The sequence below is a fragment of the Vibrio sp. 10N.222.52.C12 genome, assembly GCF_041474215.1.
GTDB classification, from domain to species: Bacteria; Pseudomonadota; Gammaproteobacteria; order Enterobacterales; family Vibrionaceae; genus Vibrio; species Vibrio crassostreae_C.
The window spans coordinates 1-771 of record NZ_JBFRTR010000146.1 but is presented as its reverse complement, the minus strand read 5'-3'; the positions used below and the strand labels follow the sequence as shown (position 1 = coordinate 771).

1 protein-coding gene is annotated in these 771 nt (G+C 46.7%); it reads right to left on the bottom strand.

Annotation, left to right across the window (positions count from 1 at the left end):
- A partial coding sequence (locus AB4623_RS21710) for a cadherin-like domain-containing protein (protein ID WP_372147358.1) occupies window positions 1-771 on the bottom strand: 771 nt, incomplete at both ends.

The window sequence follows — 771 nt, the reverse complement described above, 5'->3', positions numbered from 1 at the left end:
GGCTACTGATTAGATCGTCCGGATGATGATTGGTACCTGTATTTAATCTGAATTGATAAGTGCCATTAGGCCAAACATCAAGGTAACCAGGTGCAAACCCTTGACCTAAATATTTACCGCTAAAAACAAACTGAGTGTTATCGCCACTATCAGGGTCAATCAGCTGAAGCTGGCCTCTATAGGATTTAAATTCGCTATCCAGCGCTTGTGTTTCAGTGAGCTGAATGACATTAGAAACCAGTGTGGCTTTATCATCTGTCCCGGCAATCGTAAGCGTGGCGGTTTGTTGCGTACTTCCACCATGGCCATCTTCTACTTGATAAGTGATAGCGATTTGTTGCGACTGACCATTGGCCAAATGGTTAAATGCGGGATCAGTGGCATCAACAATTAATGTATGACCATCAGTATCTAAGGTGATACCTGCGGGGATTTTCCCTGCCTGAAGTTGACCATCGATGGCATATTCAAGGTGACTGACGCTTAAAGCGTCGCCGTCTTTGTCTGTGGCACCTACTAGCAGATTGAGGGTGTGATGATTATCGGCCCCCTCACTGACACTGTCGGTTAAAGGCGTCACATCAGGGTTGTCGTTAACCGCAGCCAAGTTGGTGGTTGCACTGGTGTGGGTCACACCACCGTGTGCATCCTTAACGTCATAGCTAAAGTGCACCGCGCCGTTGTAGTCTTTTTCTGGGGTAAACGTAAACGTACCATCGGCATTGTTTAGAATAGAGCCATGGTCAGCATGCAGGTTTTCAATGGTTAGCT